General features: G+C 44.2%; 17 protein-coding genes. 4 read left to right on the top strand and 13 right to left on the bottom strand.

What is annotated here, in order from left to right:
* The first annotated feature begins 2 nt into the window (after positions 1-2).
* Entirely contained in the window at positions 3-425 is a 423-nt protein-coding gene (locus AAW12_RS14340) for a hypothetical protein (protein WP_046674310.1), read from the top strand.
* Between the two features lie 77 nt (positions 426-502).
* On the opposite strand, the gene AAW12_RS14335 is transcribed toward AAW12_RS14340, so the two are convergent.
* From AAW12_RS14335 to AAW12_RS14300, 8 genes are all read right to left on the bottom strand, one after another.
* Complete coding sequence (locus tag AAW12_RS14335) at positions 503-1537, bottom strand: leucine-rich repeat domain-containing protein (protein WP_046674309.1); 1035 nt, start codon at positions 1535-1537, stop codon at positions 503-505.
* A gap of 246 nt (positions 1538-1783) precedes the next feature.
* Complete coding sequence (locus AAW12_RS14330; RefSeq protein WP_046674308.1) at positions 1784-3181, bottom strand: alpha-L-fucosidase; 1398 nt, start codon at positions 3179-3181, stop codon at positions 1784-1786.
* A 17-nt stretch (positions 3182-3198) separates the two neighbouring features.
* Positions 3199-4656, bottom strand: coding sequence for a hypothetical protein (locus tag AAW12_RS14325; RefSeq protein ID WP_156167653.1), 1458 nt, complete (start codon positions 4654-4656; stop codon positions 3199-3201).
* A 273-nt stretch (positions 4657-4929) separates the two neighbouring features.
* On the bottom strand, positions 4930-5283 hold the full coding sequence (locus tag AAW12_RS14320) for an Ig-like domain-containing protein (protein ID WP_084823191.1): 354 nt from the start codon (positions 5281-5283) through the stop codon (positions 4930-4932).
* A 24-nt stretch (positions 5284-5307) separates the two neighbouring features.
* Positions 5308-7263, bottom strand: a complete 1956-nt coding sequence (locus AAW12_RS14315) for a RagB/SusD family nutrient uptake outer membrane protein (protein ID WP_046674306.1) — start codon at positions 7261-7263, stop codon at positions 5308-5310.
* A gap of 11 nt (positions 7264-7274) precedes the next feature.
* The gene (locus AAW12_RS14310; RefSeq protein WP_084823190.1) at positions 7275-10802 is read right to left on the bottom strand and encodes a TonB-dependent receptor; all 3528 of its coding nucleotides are present in this window, start codon (positions 10800-10802) and stop codon (positions 7275-7277) included.
* Between the two features lie 155 nt (positions 10803-10957).
* The gene (locus AAW12_RS14305) at positions 10958-12151 is read right to left on the bottom strand and encodes a FecR family protein (RefSeq protein WP_084823189.1); all 1194 of its coding nucleotides are present in this window, start codon (positions 12149-12151) and stop codon (positions 10958-10960) included.
* An 80-nt stretch (positions 12152-12231) separates the two neighbouring features.
* Complete coding sequence (locus AAW12_RS14300) at positions 12232-12771, bottom strand: RNA polymerase sigma-70 factor (RefSeq protein WP_197084045.1); 540 nt, start codon at positions 12769-12771, stop codon at positions 12232-12234.
* A gap of 320 nt (positions 12772-13091) precedes the next feature.
* On the opposite strand from AAW12_RS14300, the gene AAW12_RS14295 reads away from it, so the two are divergent.
* A complete protein-coding gene (locus AAW12_RS14295) occupies positions 13092-13481 on the top strand; it encodes a membrane protein (protein ID WP_046674303.1) in 390 nt (129 codons plus the stop codon).
* Positions 13482-13635: 154 nt separating this feature from the next.
* Here the strand turns inward: AAW12_RS14295 and AAW12_RS14290 are convergent, their stop codons facing one another.
* From AAW12_RS14290 to AAW12_RS14270, 5 genes are all read right to left on the bottom strand, one after another.
* The gene (locus AAW12_RS14290; RefSeq protein WP_046674398.1) at positions 13636-14574 is read right to left on the bottom strand and encodes an ABC transporter permease; all 939 of its coding nucleotides are present in this window, start codon (positions 14572-14574) and stop codon (positions 13636-13638) included.
* A gap of 5 nt (positions 14575-14579) precedes the next feature.
* The gene (locus AAW12_RS14285) at positions 14580-15530 is read right to left on the bottom strand and encodes an ABC transporter ATP-binding protein (RefSeq protein WP_046674302.1); all 951 of its coding nucleotides are present in this window, start codon (positions 15528-15530) and stop codon (positions 14580-14582) included.
* Positions 15531-15562: 32 nt separating this feature from the next.
* The gene (locus tag AAW12_RS14280) at positions 15563-16345 is read right to left on the bottom strand and encodes an NEW3 domain-containing protein (RefSeq protein ID WP_197084044.1); all 783 of its coding nucleotides are present in this window, start codon (positions 16343-16345) and stop codon (positions 15563-15565) included.
* Between the two features lie 291 nt (positions 16346-16636).
* A complete protein-coding gene (locus tag AAW12_RS14275; RefSeq protein ID WP_046674301.1) occupies positions 16637-16930 on the bottom strand; it encodes a hypothetical protein in 294 nt (97 codons plus the stop codon).
* A gap of 78 nt (positions 16931-17008) precedes the next feature.
* The gene (locus tag AAW12_RS14270) at positions 17009-17455 is read right to left on the bottom strand and encodes an Hsp20/alpha crystallin family protein (RefSeq protein WP_046674300.1); all 447 of its coding nucleotides are present in this window, start codon (positions 17453-17455) and stop codon (positions 17009-17011) included.
* A gap of 660 nt (positions 17456-18115) precedes the next feature.
* Here AAW12_RS14270 and AAW12_RS14265 point away from each other — a divergent pair.
* Both AAW12_RS14265 and AAW12_RS14260 read left to right on the top strand, forming a co-directional pair.
* On the top strand, positions 18116-18367 hold the full coding sequence (locus tag AAW12_RS14265; protein ID WP_046674299.1) for a hypothetical protein: 252 nt from the start codon (positions 18116-18118) through the stop codon (positions 18365-18367).
* A 56-nt stretch (positions 18368-18423) separates the two neighbouring features.
* Positions 18424-19026 (top strand): hypothetical protein, encoded by a 603-nt coding sequence (locus AAW12_RS14260; protein WP_046674298.1) that lies wholly within the window; start codon positions 18424-18426, stop codon positions 19024-19026.
* Positions 19027-19244: the final 218 nt, after the last annotated feature.

Genomic DNA, 19244 nt, shown 5'->3' with positions numbered 1-19244 from the left:
ATATGGAAAATACGGAATTTGAAACAATAAATACAATTTTGTTTTTAACCCTGAATGATATTTATCCTATCGCGACAGGTAGGGCGGGTATGCTAGCCTCAAATAATCCATATGTGTCATTTCCCTTTTTAAGATTCCGATTTAAAGACAAAGGCAAAGACGATCAGATATATGGTCAAATTCGTGAAACTGTAAATAGTTTTAAAGGGCTATTGTCATGGGAAATGATAACCTTTGATGATGTGCCAAATTATTTAATTTTGCCTACTTATGTCTATAGTGACGGAAGGCCGACGAGCGGTGGTTTAAATGAGCATTTAATAGCAAAATATGGCGAAAATTTATATCGACAAATGATTGATCAAGCTATTGAGGATATACCCAATTTAGCAAAAGCAATCAAAGATAAATTTCATGCGCAATAATTGTATCGCGTGTTATTTAAACGAATAATTTCGAATGTAAGCCCAAAAATTATCTTTTGGGCTTACTTTAAAAGGGTTTAATCATTCATCTCATCATAATAGACATCCGTCTTGCTGAGGATCCGCTGTACCTGTTCGTACTGTTTTTTGCTAAGCCCTGTATCGTTCAAAAAGAAGAGACCGCTCCATTTTATTTTTTTTACGGAAGCCAAAAATGCTTCCCATTGCAGGGGATTATTCGTAAATGGTACAAAAACCAGTTTGGGATTATTGTACAATGCCGCTGGGAAGTTTGTAAATTGATTGAACGAAAAATTGGCCTTTTCCAGTTTTTTTAATGTTGCAATAGATTTGGGCAGTGTCGACAGCCCGGCATGCTCTACCCCGAGTTCCTTCAGCTCCGGTATGCGATCAAATTGATCAGGCAGATCCGTCAGTTTGGTTTCGCCCTTATATTTGCCCGAAAGGTAAAGGAAGGATAGCTTGTCCAAACTAAAAATTTCCTCAGGAAAAGTGTTGAACACATTCCCGTTAAGCCCAAGCTGTTTTAAGTTTTTGAGTTGTGCAAAGGATGCTGGCAAGCTTGTCAAGGGATTATTGCAGTCGAACTCTTCCAGTGCTGTCAGATTGGAAATACTTGCGGGAAGTACACTGAGCTCATTTTTACTTAAAGTGATCTTTTTTAGCTTCGGATGAGTGGTCTTTATCTCAGGAAATGTGTCGATGTCCAGGCTGCTGATTTCCAGTGACTCCAGTTGACTGCCCTCGTCCATAATCTTTTGCAGTATCTCGCTGCTGAGCTTCTTTCCAGGTATGGAAGAGTTTAGGGACATGGTTTGTACCTGGGACAGATCTGTATTGACCAGCTTTTCGATTTTCTCCAGATTGAATTCTTGCCCATCTGTCTTTTTGATGCGCACCTGATCGACCGCCCGCATGGGCATGGATATCATAACAGGCATGCTTTCCGAAGTACCTGCCTGTTCGATCACTTTTGGTGGCTCGGGAATAGGTTTTACCACTGGTGGTGGACCCTGTTTCTTCTTTTTCTTCTGCGCCGAAACGGTTAACGTAAGTATGGATAAACTGAATACAATAATATATTTTTTCATGTGTGTACTTTGTCTTTTGTCGTTAAAGCAAAGATGCACATTTTAAGACGAGTCTTTTATATCGGATTTATATCCGATCATTTTGGCTTATGATTCGCTGCATCTGAAGCAATAGTGTTTTAAAATACAGTCCGAATGAGGTGTCAACGTAAAAAGAGCGGTTGGATTGTAAGAGCTCCCCGATCAATCAATGATCAGGGAGCTTATTGTTAAAGGGAGTAAGACGGTTTGCGAAATAGGCGTGGGCTATCTCGCTTCGATCTTGTATACGTAAATCGGGATTTCTGGGTTCTTGACAGTGGGTAAAGACAGCTGTAGCGTATCTCTTCCTTGTGTCCATTTCACCTTGGAGGAACTGCCGAGAAGCGTTAAACTTTTGATGTCGAGAACACTTTTTGCGAGCTCAGGGATGTCTATTGTAGCCGTCGACGGACTACGCACAAAAAGATAAACACTTTTCCCTTTCTGCGTAAAGCGATAGTCCGAGACTATTTCTTTCGGTGTCGCATCATTCACGGCATCTTTCATGCTCGCTTTCTCCTTTTCGGCTACCTTGTTGTCGGCCTGTAGGGTTTGCGCGGTTTGTTTGGCGCCACCCCAAACCGTGGTGCCGTAAATCGCTTCGCCGTTGGTCTTCATCCAGCTTCCGATAGCATGTAGGTTTTCCTGGCTTTCAACTGGCCAGGTGCCATCACCTTTGGGGCCGACATTGAGCAACAGATTGCCGCCCTTGCTTACCACCTCAATTAGGTTGCGGACCAGCAGCTCCGGACTTTTCCATTTGGTGTCATGTCTATTATAACCCCAGTTTTCACTCATCGTGATGCAGGCTTCCCAGTTCTTCCGCGCGGTGGAAACCAGCGACTGCTCAACAACGGCATAATCGCCAAGTCCATTACCTATCCGGCTGTTGATAATACAGTCTGGCTGGATGGAATGGATCAGATCTTTGATTTCCTGACTTTGTTTTTTGGTGATCAGCTCAGGTGTATCAAACCAAATAATACCGATAGGACCATACTGTGTCAGCAATTCGCGCAGCTGCGGTTTGACCTTATTTTCAACGTATTTGTTGAGGTCTTTGGCATCTTCATCGGGATAGTCCCAGGTATTGCTGCGCCCGGCTTTGACAGGCCAGTTGGTAGGCACATCGGGGTTTTCCCAGTCGCGGCCAAGGGAATAATAGAAACAGAGCTTGAGACCATATTTCTTGCAGGCCACCGCAAGCTCCTTCATTGGATCTTTTGCCCAAGGGGTACGCTTGACGATGTTATAGTCGCTTGCAGCCGAATTGTACATCGCAAACCCATCGTGGTGCTTGGCCGTGATCACCAGGTATTTCATGCCGGCATCGTGGGCCATCTGAGCCCAGCGGTCGGCATCAAAGCCTGTTGGGTTAAACTGATCGGCAATCTTTGCATAGGTCTTGACGGGTATGCGTTCGTAGAGCATAAAATGCTCACCACCTTTGGTGGGATGGCCGTCCCAGTCGCCCGCAGTCTGGGAATAGAGCCCCCAGTGTAGAAACAGACCGAATTTCCCGTCGGTAAACCAAGGAGCGGGCTGCGCCTGCAGGTTCAACCCGACCAACGCTAATAGCACAACAAGCAATGGCACTGCGTTCCTTAAAATTAATTTATGCATTGTATTTCCCAAATCTTTTAACGGTTTTGTACTTTCATGGATGAAACCTTATCGTTGAAAGTCGAAAGATAAGAAGAGGATGATGTGACGACAAGACTGTCGCCTGTAAAATTATCGTTATTGTATAACGTCACTTTAACATTGGCACCAACTTTAATGGAAGAGACGCTATTGTCTGTCACACCTTTGGCCAATAAGTCTGCGGAGGTATATTGTCCTTTACCAAAGCTTCCTTTCACACCGGCATAGGACGCATTGGAATAGGTATACACCGAATCCTGATTGGTCGTCATGAGCCCGTTGACATAGTTGAATTCGTAAACATTGGATGTTGTGTAGCCATTTTGCAATAATAATTTGACCTTAAGTTCGTAAGGTGTATTGCCTTTGTAGTAAAGTTCATTGAGATCTATAGTCCCTTGGATGACACCAGAGGAAACGGGGGCAAATTTCCAGGTGACTGCATTGTAATCTTTGTTGGCTCCTGTACCTTCATTGTTCACATTGGGATCCATATAAACCAATATCTCACTCACAGGCAAATTGGACGTATAATTTCCAGTAATAAAGATTTTTTGTTGACTGTTGTCAATGGCAAATTGAGGTTGAACAGAATATGTAGGTGCCTGGTAAGGGGGAGCTGTCGCTACTGCAGGTTGAAAAACTTCATTTCTGTTGAGAATTGCTGCATCAGAGCCCGTTAGGAAAGTAGGCTGCCCCTTGCTAAAACTCACATTGCCGCTTCCCATCAATGATGTGCCCAATGTAGGTTCTTCACTGACATATTTAGCGCGGTTATGCGGCAAATTTAATCCATGACCCAATTCATGCAGCATGCCGCCGATATAGTTTGAGCTAGGGTTTGGAATTCCATTGACAGACATGGAGGAATTATCTACTGCAAAGCAGTATTTTCCATAACCATAGAAGGGTTGGCTGTTATCGCCATCTGTTCTTGCGGGCAACAGCACTAGATAGTGATTGTTGGATGAAAATTGGCTTGGATGGGCAGCTCTGTACGTATTGATCTCATTTATAATTTTACCAGCGGATACGGCTGAGCTATAGGGGTAGTCCGCTTGAGCTCCTGCGGCAGGGATTTCAATGATGTTAACTAGGCCTGCAGAATCTTTTGCCAGACCCAGATAACTGCTGTAACCATAACGTGCCATCTCATTGTGCATCCAGTCCTGGAAATGGACAAATAGCTGAGATAACCGTGTTTTGTAGCCGGGTAAGGCTGGATTGTCTGTGGGGACAAACATGACGATATTGAGATTTACGGGATTAGTCACAAATGTGAGATTGGCCAGGGATGTGTCAATAACGCCATTTGATGACGCCTTTAATCGTAGCGTTTCTGGTGCATTTTGCTCTACCAAGGGCTTGGAGCACGCGAAAAAAAGGAATAGGACTGTGGTGGACAATGCAAGTCCTTTCATGATTTGCATCCATTTTTTTGTTTGTTGTGTCATAATTTTTGAAGTAAATAATTTATAATTGTTCATGTATATTGGTGGCTTATAATTATTCAAAATACAAGCCTATAGTAAGAAATTGGGTTTGTTTTACTGCGGTTTACAATTAAGTCAATCGTTTTTATAATTTGAAAAACGGTAAAATGAATAGATGTTATTTTGTCAAAAGAAGACTACCAGACGGGTTTGTCTGATAGTCTAAACTAAACACTAAATAAACAAATGGTCATCTCTTACCATTATTTTTTCGAGCATGGTGAATGCCGACTATTACTTGGTTACATTGACTATATACCATACATTCAGTTCGCCAGATCGTATGGTGACGGTATCTTTGCCGACGGTTAAGCCGGTAACCAAGCCTGTACTGCTATATGTTGCAATTTCTGGATGTTTGTTGGTATAGGTCGCCTGTGTGACGCTGCGGTTTCCCGGATTGACCGCCAGATTAATCTGAAGCGGCGTTCCGATTTTAACAGGAATCTGCATGAAACCTCCAGAAAGTACAGCTTCCCGAACAGTCAAATTGTCTTTAATAGGCCCCAGATCCTTTTTGCATGCGTTCAACCCCATAGTTACACATAGGAGGCTAATCAACAGGTAGATATATACTTTAATTTTCATGATGTTATTTCTTTTTTATTCATATTATTTTGCGCCCAGCCATCCTGGATTCTGAACCAGCTGATTACCGTCCAACGTGAGATCATATAAAGGTAACGGCCAATAGTATCGGTAGTCGGCCCATAAGGCGACACCATTTGTAATGTTGGCACTCCGTGGATAAGCGATGATAAACCCGTTATTATCCAAAAAGATGTCTTTATTGACTTCTTCTTTTAGGGCGATAATAGGTTTGGCGGTATGTGTCCCATCGTACAATTTTCCTTTTTCAGCTGTAAATTTCATGCCGCGTAAGGGCACTGTCATCAGGTTTCCCGCTTTCCAGCGCATCAAATCTTCGTAACGACGGTCTTCTAACACCATTTCAATACGGCGTTCGCGTCTGATTTCACGGATGATGGGGCTAACGGCATAATCAAGTTTTGCAGCATAGATCTCATCAAGCCTAGGATCAGCAGGAAGGTTGCCAAGCTCGAGTTTGCTGCTCGGATATTTCGCAAAGTCAAATCCCGCGCGTTGGCGTAACAGATTGATTGTTCTATCTAGGTCATTCTGCGTTAAAGTACCTAAAATGGCTTTTGCTTCTGCTAACATCAGCAATACCTCTCCATATCGGAATTCAATAGCCGTTTGTTGTCCGTTTGTCGTGGCTTCATTCTCGGTACGGTCACCCATCCAGTGCTTAATAGGTAAGTAACCAGTTACGGTGGTACCACCACTGACATTGTAAGATAGCCGAGGATAGGTGATGCCATTTTTTTCGAGGCTGGTCGTCCCATCTGTTCGATTAAACAAGGAGCGATTTTCACCGGGATAATTAATGGTCTGTTTCAACCGTGGGTCGCGGTTTTCCAGCTCGGACCATAGTCCATCGTATCCCTTGAAAAGTGGATTGGGCGTATAGTTTCCTGCGGATCCTGCTGTATAGATCGGTTTACCGTCAATACACAGATATTCATCGATTAGGCCTCGTGTTGCACCGCCAGCTGGTCGTCCGCCAGAAATACTGTTGTTTTGATCCCAATAGCGCTGAGTGGCATGACCTACGACCGTGCCATCATAAACGCGTGCCAGGATAGCCTCTTTATTGCCATCGGAATTTGGATCTTTTTTAAAGGTAAATAGTTTCCAGTATGGTGTTTCACCCGTAGCATACAACTGGTATCTTCCGGAAGCAATGATTTTTTCACAGGCATCCACAGCTGCTTCTAAAAAGGGCTTCGCAGTGCCTTGTAAGGATAGCTCGTTGTGATAGGTGCGGAAGGAACCTTCGAACAGGCCTATTCGTGCTTTTAAAAATAGCGCCATATCCTGATTGATACGGCCGTCTGGACGGCCAGTAATACCTTCTAGACCAGCAACAGCCAGATCGATGGTCTTCATTAACGAGTCGGCAACCACCGTTCGTTTATCGCGTGGTTTGTATAATTCCTCGCTGTTGATGTTGAGGTCGCTCGAAAGCCAGGGCACATCGCCAAACAGCATTAATTTGCGGTAATAATCCATCGACTTAAAGAAATAGGCTTCACCGATATATTTGTTCAATCGCATGGCATCATTATTCACCGCCGGCAATGCATTGCGGTAGTTTTTGATGAAATAATTGACGGAGCGTAGGTTTTCCCATGTCCAGTCCACTGAACCACCTGCATTGGGCGGAATAAAGGTGTTGTCCATCATACTACTAATGTTGCCGTAGCGGACCATATTGTCAGTCATAAAGTCGGATGCCAACAAATGGCTGCCACCAACCACATTGGGGTTGACTTTGGCATCGGCCCAGCCAGAACCATGTCCTAGAATATAGCGGTTATAGAGATTATTGAGGTATAATGTCAGCTCTGTTTCGGTATGTAAGGAGTTGTCGTTCGATAGTTCAGTTTCGGGACTTAGCTGTAAAAATTTATCGTTACAGGACTGTAGCAGCACCAGGGACGATGCTGCAGCAAGGACGATTAATCTGAATATATTTTTTTTCATAGTAGTATGGGTTAAAAGACAATTTGAGCTCCAAAAGCAATGGATCTTTTTTGTGGATAGTCGGCAGATATCTGATCGACATCAAAAATTGTTGGTATTTTTGTGATTTCAAAAAGGTTATAACCGGCCAAAGTGAAACGTAACCGCTCGATACCAATTCGTTTGGTCATCTCTTGCGGTAGGGTATAGCCCAATACGGCCTGTTTGAGTCTTAGGTAGGCCCCATTGATCAGGTATCTGTCCTGTACATTGACCGAAGAACCATACATCGGAAACTCGGCATCTGTACGATCTGGTGTCCAGGATCTTTCGTACATCCATTTTGAACCTGCGCCACCGCCCCAGTAAGAAGATAATCCGGCCCAGATATCACGTTTCAGTACACCTTGGAACAAAAAGTCGAGATCGAAATGTTTATATTGGACATTTCCAGTGATACCAAATCGATAACGTGGTGTAGAATTTCCAATAACGACACGGTCGCCTGGATTTGCCAAGGTGTTCAGTCCGGCATCTATCTTTCCATCAGGAATTCCCTCCGGCCCGCCAAGGTCCTGGTACCAGATATAACCTGGATATAGTGTGCCCTGGTAGGCTCCGTTGTAGATCCAGTTGCCATTGCTTTGGTTTCGTCCGGCAAAATCACTTTCTTGGAGGATGCCCCCCGTGCGGTAGCCCCATATTTCGCCAATTGTTTTGCCATCATACATGACTTCCCGGCCCGAAGAATTGGTAATCATCATGCTGGTATTCGCGGCATAATGCTGTACTTTGGTGAGATAGTCGGATAGATTGAGGCCTACACGGTACCGTAGATCGGGATTGATGGTCTGTTTCCAGAGGAAAGAAAGTTCGAATCCTTTTGTTTCCAGAATGCCCGAGTTTTCCAGCGGTGCGGCTGTTCCCAATGTCGTCGGAAATGACGCACTGCCATCGGTAAGGATGTCGGTGGTCTTTCTGTTGTAATATTCAAATGTTACATCGAGCCTGTTTTTGAGAAATGTTCCATCAAATCCGACGTTCCAGGTTCTGGCTTTCTCAAATGTGAGGTATGGGGAAACGAGTCCTGGAGGGTCAATATAGACTATTTGCTGCCCGTTGATTAAGTAAGGAGCCTTGCCGGTATTCGTTGTTGCCTGATAGGGATAGATGGATGAAGGCTGATTTCCTAATTTCCCCCAGCTTCCGCGCAGTTTAAGTTCGTTGAGCCAGTTCTTCGTTCCGGCCATAAAATCCTCCTGCGATATGCGCCAGCCGGCAGAGAAGGATGGGAAGGTGACAAATCGGTCTTTCTCCGTAAATTTGGCACTTCCATCATAACGTAGGTTACTCTCAAAGAAATACTTCTCAGCAAAGTTGTAGTTCACACGGCCAAATACGGCACGTCCAGCCAGGGTGTATGCATTTCTGGATACCGTATGTAAAGAAGGATCCTCAGCTGCATCCGGGTTCTGTATATCGGGCGAGATCAGTTTGCGGAATGTATTGGTAATCTGATTAAATTTTGTCTGTTCCTGATTGTAACCCACTACGGTGGAGAAATTGTGTGTCTCGGCCCAGGTCTTCTTATAATCTGCATAGATGTTGACCAGGTATTTATTGGTGTTATTATTGTCAAAATAGGCCCGGTTTTCTGCCGCCTCGGCTTGCTGCGATGTATATTGCCAAGAATCCACGACCTGGTTGAATTTGGGGCTGTATCGGCTCAAGCTATAAGACTGGGGCTGATAACTGAGGTCGGCCTTTAATTTCAGTGCATTCGGAATCAAGGTGAATTCGGGGGAGATCAACAAGGATACTCTTCTATCCATCGACTGGTTGTTTGCACCATAACTTAACCAGGCAAGGATGTTGTCGGTATAGGTATTGGGCAATGGGTCATTTGGCCCCGTTTGGATAGGCATATTGATGTTTTTGTTTGTCTCACCCATCATGGCGGACCAGATGCTTCCCTTACCGCCGACGATATATGGACTATTGAAATTTGTCTGGTCAAAACCTATTTTGCCAAAAACGCTGAACCAGCTATTTACTTTGGCATTAATGTTCATCAACGCATTGTAGCGTTTCAACTTATCGGTGTTGATCTTGTACATGCCCGATTGGTTTTGTAATCCACCGGAGATATAGTAATTAATAGACTCGGCACCACCGCTCAAGTTCAGCGTATGTTTTTGCATCGGCGTCCATTTTTTGACGGCTTCCTCAAATGGGTTAACGTTAGCCACCCAAATAATGCTGTTTCCTTCCTGATACCAGGCATTTTCGGGTGTGGGATTGTCCATATATTTTTGGATCATCTCCAGTTTTTTTTCATCTGCGGTGCCAGGTTTACCATTTGTCCACAAAGTCCGGTCCATGCCCGATTTTTGAATCTCATAGGCGTTTAAAATGTCAGGCAGGCCAGATGGCGTATCAAAGTTGGAGTCGAAGTTATAGGCGATCTTGCCTTTTTGATTGAATTCACCACGTTTAGTACGGACCAAGATGACACCATAAGCTGCTTTTGTACCATAGATGGCTGCCGCGGAGGCATCTTTGACAAAAGACATATCCATGATGTCATTCGGGTTGAGCTGGTTCAGGGCACCGGTAGAGCTTTCTACTCCATCTATGATCACCAAAGGATCACCATTGACGGATTCGAATACACCTGTATTGCTATTGTAACTCATGGATGTACCACCCCGTAGGTTAAAACCCGGAGTACTGTTTGGCGAACCATTTCCGAAGGTGATATTCAGATTGGGCACCAGGCCTTGCAAGGCCTGTCCGATATTGGCAACCGGCCGATTCTCAAAGGCCTCTTTGCCAACATGTGAAATGGCTCCTGTTAAATTGACTTTCTTTTGTGTACCGAATCCGACAACAACAACTTCCTCCAATGCACTGTCGTTCTCTTCTAAGGTTATTGTCAAAGCACCAGCTGTCGCACTGTTAAACCTCAAGGTCTGTGGTTTAAAAGAAAGGTGCGAAATGCTCAGCGTACCCTCGGCTTGGACTGTTTGTAGTGAAAAGTTTCCTTTGCTATCGGAAGAGGTTCGACTGTTGCTGCCGTTGATGCTGACCGTTGCGTTTTCGATGGGTTTACCGTCTTTTTTGGAGACCAATTGCCCTTTTACCGTATACTGTTGTAGCTTGGGCTGCAGGGGGGCTTTCGGAGTGCCCGGCAAGACGATGATATGATTTTTATGCAGTTCAAACTGCAGGGGCAGTTCGTTTGAAAGTTCTTTGAGTACGCTTTCCAACTTTTGGTTGTCAACGTTGACATTCACCTGCTTGAGATCATTAAAGAGGCTCTCATCATAAAAGAAATGATAGCCGGTCTGTTTTTTAATTTCAGTAAAGACCGATTTTAAGTTGCCCTTATTGATATGTAAGGTGACCTGCTGGGCTTCGGTTTTACCATAGACACCATAGGTAAATAGTAAACCTAGAAACAAGGTTGCTTTCACCTTTTTTGAAAGGAGTGGGGCAAAGCTGGGCTCGTCCATTCGGTTCCCGAATAGGTAATCTTTACATTTGATAAAGTAATTCATATTTTCAGTAATAGGGTTGGTTTTTTTAGTTTTGATTTTTCTGGTACAGATGTTATTAAAGCCCTCTGAAAAGAACAGCGGGATTCGTAGTTGGTCAGGTAAATCTTTACATCATAGTGAGTTCTCCTTTGGTTTTTAAAAATTGGGTTATCGTCTTAGTTCCTACTTTTTACTAGGACGGTTTTTCTGTCGATTTCAAATTCAAGGCCGGCCCCGCGTTTTATCAATTCCAGTGCTTCGGCCAGACTTACACTACGGCTCATGCTACCGCCAAATCTTTTCTTGGTGATTTCTCCTTGATAGATGACTTTAAGATCATACCAGCGTGACAGCTGTTCCATGATATCCTGAATCCGGTCATGTTCGAAATAAAAATAGCCATGTTGCCAGGCGGTTTCCTTTTCAATATTTGCCTTGGCGACGCGCATGTTGCTGCCATCGAATTCAACTTTCTGTCCTGGTACAACCTGTCTGCTGTGCTGATTTTTATCGGTCAGTTGTATGCTGCCATTAACCAATGTGACATTGGATGCTGTATTGCTGTAGGCTGTCAAATTAAAGGCGGTTCCCAGTACTTTAATATCGCCATGTATGGTGCTGACGATGAAAGGTCTATCTTTTTCGTGAGCCACTTCAAAATAGGCCTCGCCATGCAATTCTACCCGGCGCGTCGATTTACCAAAAGCTAAGGGATAGCTCAGCTCAGAAGCCGAATTGATCCATACTTTAGTTCCATCGGGTAATACCATACGGTAGAATCCCGATTCAGGTACTTTCAATGTATTTTTTAAATCGGCAAGTTCGGGCTGGTCACTACTGGGACGATAGCGCAGCTGTCCATCGCTGATGTGAAGCTCCTCGCCGTTCTTTTCTTTAACGGTTGATTGTTTTTCCGAGAGAGCGACAATTCTACCGTCGGACAGGGTGAGTGTGGCCTTTTGTCCACCGGGTAAAACGTCATTTTTATAATGGTATACTTGATCGGGCACAAGTTGCCTGTCTTGGCTTGCCGTTCGAAGAAAGAAGGTTATGCTAATAAAAATAAGAAGGCTGGCGGCTAAACCTGTATAAATACCGATTTTCGGCATATTCCGGACAGCGTATCTTGGGGTAGGGCTACTGGATTGTCTGGCCAGGATATTGGCCCGCGCCTGATCCAAATCCAGTTTATTCCAGAGCTGTACATCGCTAGAACTGATACCCTGACTGGTATATCGCTCCCACTGATGACGCAAACTTGGATCCTCATCAAAGATCTGTTGTAGGGCTTGCTTATCGATCTCGCTCAGCGTCCCGCTGAACTGTTTTACTAAGAAATCGACAAGTACATATTGGTCGTCCTTCATCATATTCAATTGGCTGTATAAAGAGAAGAGCCACAAGAAATGGAAAAGGATGGAAGGAAAAATGAAAAAAATGTAAGATTTTGTTATTCAGTAAGTAAAATTAACAGAAGCATCAACAGACGTGCATCCAAGCGTGTTCGGAGAAGCTGGATGGCTCTTTTTTTTTGGCTTTTTACGGTATTGATGGAAATGGACAGATTGTTGGCAATTTCATCGTTGGTAAGTTTTTCGAAAACAGCGAGCTGCAATACCTGCCTGCATCCTTGGGGGAGCTTATTGATGGCCTCCATCAGTTGGTTGATGACTTCGGCCTGTATCATGGCATCCATGATGGTCTGCTCTTCGATCATGTTCTTGTCGAGCTGGTCGGCATATTTATTCTTTGTTTTTTGGCTGCGGATCTGCTTGAGACAATTGTTACGGACGGCAATGAAGAGATAGCTTTTACGAGCATTCTCCTCTTCGGGCAAGGTATTGCGCCCTTCGCAAAGCCCGGCAAAAAAACTCTGCACAACATCCTCGGCTTTGGCTTCATCGCGAAGAATATGGTTTGCAAAAAGACAAAGCTGTCGGTAATATTGCTGAAAAAGAGATTCGATATTGTAAGGTAAAGCTATCTGCAAGTTTTTCAACCGGTTTAATCACATTAAGAAATCGACATAACAAGCTCCAGGAGCGCGGTATAAATATAGGGAAATATGCTTAGCTTTTGGAAGGACAGAAGGTCTTCACTTATTTATTTCTTCGAAAACGATTGAGTGCCGGCGGCTGTTCAGCTGTTGACATCGATTCGGTCTATAGGCGGCGCCCGAAATAAGGGGCGTACCCTATGTCTATCTGAAAAAGCGGCCTCGCACTTACGCGGTAGGCCGCTTTTTTTGGATTCTTTTTGCTGCCCGAACAAACAATTTCCTCGACATGAATGTACTCTTCATAAAAGACTATGGATAAATCGCCTATGCAACATATTGCACGAGTGGGCTTAGGAGCCTTTTTGGTCGTCGCGGGTATTGGCCATTTGACTTTTGCCCGAAGGGAATTTCAGGCACAGGTGCCAGATTGGGTCCACATCTCTAAAGATGATACCGTTGTGTATTCGGGCTTTGCTGAAATCGCCTTGGGTGCTGCACTGATTTTGGCGCCGGCCAAGCAGCGTTCCAAGGTTGGAAAAATCGCTGCAGCATTTTTTACGGCTGTGTTTCCAGGAAATATTGCACAATACAAAGACCGCCGCGATGGCTTTGGATTGGATAGCGACGGAAAACGGCTTGCGCGCTTGTTCTTCCAGCCGTTGCTGGTAGCATGGGCATTGAAAAGCACCGAAAAAGGATAATCGGTGATAAAAGTTCCTATTTTTATCCCTATAACACATAAAGGTTGCTCGAATCTATTCGGAGCAACCTTCGTTGTTTGTAATCCCGTGGAGATAAATGCTTGATCAGTGCGGGTTACAGCTTTTAAACCTGTTTTTTTGATGATGTATGCACCTAACTGCGAATTTCCCTGCGCATAAAGATGAAATAAGACCAGGCAAAGCATACCATCATGGCTGCGGTAAGGCCACTGATCTGCGGCCATACCATCAGAAAACTCTCCCGAAAAGAAAGTGGTGCCGGTATGGCGCCGACCATCTGTTCCATAGCAATAGGACCAAGGCTGCGCACTGAAGGCATTAACAAGGTTGTGGTAGCGTCGGTATAAAGCTGACTGGGTGATAGGCGGAGTAGATTGAGAATAAGCTCATTGTAATGCAAATATTCCTGTTCTGAAATGTAATTGGGATTGGGCAAAAATGGCCGGATGGCCAGATTGACGAGAATCGGGAAAAACACCGTAAAAAATAACCAGATGCCGATCGCGGTCAAAGCCGAAGTCGCGGGTTGCCTAAACCGAATGGAAAGCAATATTGAAAGGCTTAACCAAAAGGCAACGTATAGCACGCTGATGAAGGTGAACCCCAGGATGCGTAAAAGTTCCTGAGGTTCTATCCGTACGCCCGTACCAAGCAATCCGCCTCCGATCATGAGCAGCACCAATGCGACAAAAAGAGTGCCGACCACCATCAGCGGCGCGAGAAACTTTGCAATCAATAGACTGTCCCGATAGATGGGTTGGGCCATCAGTCGTGTTAAAGTGCCCGCATTATATTCTGCATTTACGGCATCAAAGCCAAGAGCTATACCTAAAAGGGGAGCCAAAAAATTCAGAAACACATGGAATGGAGGGATAGAGTTATCTGTCGTGGTCAGTAGCTTAAGGTACAGAAAGGACTGGTCAGGATCTTTCATATTGCCGACCGCTTCTTTCAGCCCTGACGATGAAACATACAGAGATGCGCCAAAAGTCAGTACAATCAGCAGGATCAGCACGATAAAGCGCCAGCTACGAATATGCGTGGCAACCTCCTTATTGATCAATACATTCATCATTTTTATCGTTTACTGTTTTCGAAATACATATTATAAATGTGGTCAAGGGCATAGTCACTGCGCTGCACGGAAACAATGTCCGCGCCATGCTGCACCAGGATGCGGACAGCCTCGGCTGTTGCGTCTTGCTCAGTCTTTAATTCGATGCTGTGTCCATATTGGGAAAGTGCCCGCAGTCCCGGAAGTTCTTTGAGTGGCCCCTCAAAGCGTTTGCTGTTGCCGCTATTATTTTCAAGGACAATGACTGTGGTTACGCCTTCCTTTTGCTGGAGCTCGTGGGCAAGATTATCGATAGAACCTTCGACGAGCAGTTTGCCGCCTACAAAAATGCCTACCCTATCGCAGACACGCTGCACCTGATGGAGGTGGTGCGAGGATAGCAATACGGTGAGGTTCTGTTCCTTGCTGAGGCGTTTGATCAGTTCCAGGAATTCGTCCACGCCCTTAGGGTCGATGCCGAGTGTAGGCTCATCCAGAATGGCAACTTCAGGTGTTTTGATGAGCACTTCAGCGAGGCCGAGCCTTTGTTTCATCCCCCGCGAGAAGGCCGCTGTTTTTTTTTGCATTTCTTTCTCCAATCCGACGGTTTGGAGCATCTCCTGTGCTTTCCTGCGGGCCTGGGGCTTGGGCTGTCCATTGAGTTCGGCTATGAGACCCAGATTCTCCAATGCGGTCATTTCGGGGTAGAAACCGACATTGTCGGGCAAATAGCCTACCTTTCTTTTGACGGCGATCGGATTCCGTGTGGCATCATGTCCACAGACGTATGCTGTACCCGAGCTCGGCTCGGTCAGCCCGAGCATCATGAGGATGCTGGTTGTTTTACCAGCTCCGTTTGGCCCCAAAAGACCGAATATTTCGCCAGGGTAAATGCTCAGGTTCAACGTGTCCACTGCTTTCGTCTCGCCATAGCTCTTTGTCAAGCTAGATAGCTGAATAATAGGATCCTTCATGTTGAGAGTCTTTTGGATTTTCAGATCAGGATTTATCTTCTTCCATATTTGCGGATGAGGTAATAAACCAATCCGATTGCCAGGAGGATCACCAATAGGCCAATCCAGCCGGAAAGCAGGGAGGTCTTAACAATGATGCGAAACGAAAGATCTGTATTGCTGTTGGCGGACTTCACCTCGAACTTAGCGGCATAGTCCCCAGCGATGGTTTTATCCGGAACTTTGAGACTTACCTTGACATCAGCCGATTTTCCCGCCTCGAGCTGCTTGATGGTCGATGGTGTGAATGTGGCTTCCCAGCGGGTAGGTAATTGCGATCCAAGCTCCAATGTATTGAGCGGCAAACTACCTGTATTTTTTAGCTGCAGCACGATTTCCTTGCTGTTGCCCGATACAACTTCATCACTGAGTCTGCCTGTGGGCGTGGTCATTTCAAGGGCGTAGGACCCTTTTACAACAGCTTCCAGTTCCAATTGGAAATTGTCTGTTGGCGAGGTGGCTTTGACAGGTATTTTATATTTATCGGGCTTTGCAGTAATGGGGCAGCTGATTTCGATGGCGATTTCCTGTACTTTACCCGGCTGCATCTGAATGGAGGTGACCAGCGATCCATCCACGCGGTAGCTGATCTGCCAGCCTTGTGGTAGCTGGGCATTGAGGTTGTAAATAAGGGTCTGACTACTTGCGTTGGTGAGGGTTGTGCTGTAGCGAAAAGGTTCATTGCTGGGTGCTTCGATATTGAGCAACCTGGCTTCGAAGCTCGATCTGCCGGGAGCTGCTGTTTGTGCTGAGAGATAAAAGCTGTTGGCGAGCACGATGAGTGCGGCGATAAAAGGCCTGATAGATACTTGTAGGCGCGGGCTTGTAATTAGTAAATCTGTTAACATGATCCAATAACTAAAATTTATGTTTAAATAGAATATTAGCTTTCAAAAAATGCTTGTTCGGGCTCCTAGGAACCCTTTTAAAAAAAATCGCTTCCAAATTAAAAATCGGTTTGAAAAAAATCAAGATCTACCTGAAAATTTATTGTAAAAAAGATGTTTGAATCTGTGTTGCCGAAAAAACAGCCCAGTGTTAGGCAGTCTGGTGCCAAGTCTATGGCCTTATTCCAGATTCAACGTCCGAAAGGCCTTTTTGATAATTGACCTGGTGTTGTCTGCGAGTTCATCCAGGGTACAGTTAATGGTCCGGAGCGGGATTTTAATCTCGGCCTCCGCATGAAGCAGCAAGTCGATGCGCAGCAATCTGTTTGCTGAATGATCAGTCGAACCGAGCAGTTCGCTGAATAACTCGTTGACAATCTTTGGACAGGTTCCAAGGTCAAAGGTTGCAAGTACGATGTAACTATCCTTATAGGGGATATGCACCTCTATCGTATAATAATTCGATCTTTTCATGACGGGATAAGTTTATAAAACAAATGAGTTGGTCTCCCGAACGGAGACCAACTGCATACGAGTGTAGTATTATAGGACTTAGGATATGAAGATCGTTCGAGCTTCCTTTTGTTTGGCTTCCTCTTTTTTGGGAATAGTCAATTTAAGTATCCCATTGTCATAATGGGCCACGATATTATCCTGATCTACGACATCTCTCTGCAGTTCGAAGCTCCGCCGAAAAGATTGATAGCTGAATTCCCGACGCGTATAATTGTCTTTGGTTTCTTCATGCTGTTCTTCTTTTGCTGAAGAGATGGAGAGCAGATTGCCATCAAGGGTAATTTTGAAATCCGCTTTGGACATCCCGGGCGCTGCAACTTCAACTTCAAATGCATCGGCATTCTCCTTGATATTAACTGCCGGGACCGTGGTGCTTGTTGGCGAGTAATTTTTGTTGCCCCAGTTTAAAAGTTCACGGTTAAAATCATCAAACATGGGCGAAAACATTGAAAAATTGTTCCAGTTTCTTTTTGCTAATTTCATGATAACCTCCTTTTAATGAAGTGAACACAATTTATTAAAATTTGTCAGTCGGTCGACTGTATTATAGGTACCGCAAAAAAAATACCGTTGTGAAAAATCTGAAATTTTTTCAGGTAAGCTGAAATTTTTGCATTTGGACTGACAAGGTTTACATGAAAATTGGACGGATTTAAAAAGAAAACAAACCATCTGCCTGCGGCTGTTGTCCTATAGGTATCCATGTAAGGAGTAACTTAGTTAAAAGGTCGGCTGTTCCATTTTCATCCGGCCTTTTTGTTGGTTCCCAACATTTTTTGCCATTAATATCTTTTTTGAGACACCAAACCTAAACGATCTACCCGATGGATGGCGGAGAAAAGAGCAGGTTTGTTCTTTATACCAAATTATACCTAACCACAATATTCAACCAATTTTTAGACAGTGATAAGTCACTGCTTATTCAGTTTACACTGAGTAAGCACTGAACAAGCACTGAACAATCACTGAACAAGCACTGAGAAAATGCTCAAAGAGATAGTAATTTGGTCACTCTTCGATCCTGATTTTTAACACCTAAATATTAAATTTAACGGCTATTATTTTTCATTTTCTTCCTATCCGTTTAAATAATTATATTCGCATCAACATACAAAGTAACTAACCTATAAAAGTACAGACCTGATGGAAGAAAAGAAATTAAATGAACTCAGTAATGAAGAGTTGTTGGTTCTTAAGAAGAAAGCCAAACCCACGAAAATCATCAATGCATCGATCATTGGCTTTTGTTTAGGGATAGCCGCCTACAGTGTATTCGTCGCAGGCATAACCTGGCCGACAATTTTTCCCCTGATTCTGGCGGTCCTAGCCTATAAATATTTTGGTAAAAATGAAAAGGCTGTTGATGCGGAGTTGAAAGCGCGGAATCTCAAATAGAAAAAAGCAAACCATTGCAGTTGCGCTATTGTTTCTTTTTAAAAGAATAGCAGAACATGAGAAGGGAACAAATAGACGCATGGATAGCCCAAGGCTACAATGTACTGGAGCAGAAGAAACCTAAAGTCGTGCAGGGCGATATCTGGGAATACCTCAACCGCTGTGACGGACAAGGTACGGAGGTGTATGCCTTATCCGAGCTGCAAAAATGGTCGGATCAGGAGCTTGCGCAGATGGAACTGAAAAAATATGCGGACCAGTATGGACAGATGGGCGAGAAGCTGTTTCTACGGAATGAAGCAATTCGAAATAAAGACGTTGAAAAGTATGAGGCATTTTTGCTGCTATTTTTTCCGGATAGCGTTGAAAAAGAGCTGGAGGAAGCCCGTTTTTTGGCCGATCGTGTAAAACGTGTCAGTAAGGAAGAAATGGAACAATGGGTCGTATCAAATCGTGTCAATGTGCTGATGTCGGATCTCCATTGCCTGGACTATGGCTCCATCATGAGTGGCATGGTACTTCCCTCCGAAGAGGTAGTCAGTTATACCGACGAAGGGCTCAATGATACGATTGATTGTCATGTCACCCCCATGGAGTTCTTTTCCCATACCGACCACGACTACTACTGGATCGATCCTGTCATAAAAAATCGTAATTGAATTCCTTAAATAGGTCTTTTGGACTTTCTTTTCATACGGATAAGGTAAAGCATCTCGAACACAATCGAGATGCTTTATTTTTTTTGAATAATTTGGGTAGCACGTAACGCAGTTAAAAGTATACTTGTTTAGTAGTCTTTATTGGAATTTTATTATTTTTGCACAGTATTAATCACATTTTAGGATTTAGATGTGATGAAAATGTGGAGTTTTTAGAA

Origin of the sequence: Sphingobacterium sp. Ag1, assembly GCF_000988325.1 — a bacterium.
In the GTDB taxonomy this organism is placed as follows: domain Bacteria; phylum Bacteroidota; class Bacteroidia; order Sphingobacteriales; family Sphingobacteriaceae; genus Sphingobacterium.
This window is presented reverse-complemented; position numbering and strand designations above follow the sequence as displayed.

Coding starts and splice junctions, on each gene's coding strand:
- AAW12_RS14270 (WP_046674300.1), bottom strand. CDS start 17,455: ATGAAATTAGCAAAAAGAAACTGGAACAATTTTTCAATGTTTTCGCCC.
- AAW12_RS14325 (WP_156167653.1), bottom strand. CDS start 4,656: ATGACACAACAAACAAAAAAATGGATGCAAATCATGAAAGGACTTGCA.
- AAW12_RS14340 (WP_046674310.1), top strand. CDS start 3: ATGGAAAATACGGAATTTGAAACAATAAATACAATTTTGTTTTTAACC.
- AAW12_RS14330 (WP_046674308.1), bottom strand. CDS start 3,181: ATGCATAAATTAATTTTAAGGAACGCAGTGCCATTGCTTGTTGTGCTA.
- AAW12_RS14275 (WP_046674301.1), bottom strand. CDS start 16,930: ATGAAAAGATCGAATTATTATACGATAGAGGTGCATATCCCCTATAAG.
- AAW12_RS14285 (WP_046674302.1), bottom strand. CDS start 15,530: ATGAAGGATCCTATTATTCAGCTATCTAGCTTGACAAAGAGCTATGGC.
- AAW12_RS14260 (WP_046674298.1), top strand. CDS start 18,424: ATGAGAAGGGAACAAATAGACGCATGGATAGCCCAAGGCTACAATGTA.
- AAW12_RS14290 (WP_046674398.1), bottom strand. CDS start 14,574: ATGAATGTATTGATCAATAAGGAGGTTGCCACGCATATTCGTAGCTGG.
- AAW12_RS14320 (WP_084823191.1), bottom strand. CDS start 5,283: ATGAAAATTAAAGTATATATCTACCTGTTGATTAGCCTCCTATGTGTA.
- AAW12_RS14335 (WP_046674309.1), bottom strand. CDS start 1,537: ATGAAAAAATATATTATTGTATTCAGTTTATCCATACTTACGTTAACC.
- AAW12_RS14295 (WP_046674303.1), top strand. CDS start 13,092: ATGGATAAATCGCCTATGCAACATATTGCACGAGTGGGCTTAGGAGCC.
- AAW12_RS14305 (WP_084823189.1), bottom strand. CDS start 12,151: ATGATGAAGGACGACCAATATGTACTTGTCGATTTCTTAGTAAAACAG.
- AAW12_RS14310 (WP_084823190.1), bottom strand. CDS start 10,802: ATGAATTACTTTATCAAATGTAAAGATTACCTATTCGGGAACCGAATG.
- AAW12_RS14265 (WP_046674299.1), top strand. CDS start 18,116: ATGGAAGAAAAGAAATTAAATGAACTCAGTAATGAAGAGTTGTTGGTT.
- AAW12_RS14315 (WP_046674306.1), bottom strand. CDS start 7,263: ATGAAAAAAAATATATTCAGATTAATCGTCCTTGCTGCAGCATCGTCC.